This window comes from Thalassobacterium maritimum, from assembly GCF_031127805.1.
GTDB classification, from domain to species: Bacteria; Verrucomicrobiota; Verrucomicrobiia; order Opitutales; family Coraliomargaritaceae; genus Thalassobacterium; species Thalassobacterium maritimum.
Genome location: NZ_JARXHW010000268.1, coordinates 1 through 389 on the forward strand (window position 1 = coordinate 1; position 389 = coordinate 389).

Here is a 389-nt window from a genome sequence, read left to right on the forward strand (position 1 = left end):
CCGATGGTCATGAAGATCAGATTAATCCGCACCTGTGTCATGATCAGTGGCAGCTCGATCTTAAAGATCATGCCCAGCGGGCTGACGCCGTCGAGTTGCGCGGCCTCATACACGTCCTCGGAAATGTTTTGCAGGCCGGACAAATAGATCAACACCCCCACGGTGCCCACCCAAGGGAAGCCCCAGAAAAGAATGGCGGGAATGACCAAATCTTTATTGCCCAGCCAGGCGGGTGCGCCATTGGCAAATTGCCCATTGGGCTGGGTCCAAATATTACCGAGAAAGATCAAGGCCACGCCAATGCCGATCAAGAGCCCGGCAATGGTTTTGAAGTAAGGGCCGGCCGCATAGTCGTCCTTCTTCAGGCGAATGAGTTCGAAGATTGCCAA

The 389-nt window shown here is 54.2% G+C and carries 1 protein-coding gene; it reads right to left on the reverse strand.

Annotated features, from left to right (window positions below):
- On the reverse strand, positions 1 to 389 hold a 389-nt coding region (locus tag QEH52_RS20300; protein WP_308952783.1), incomplete at both ends, for an ABC transporter permease subunit.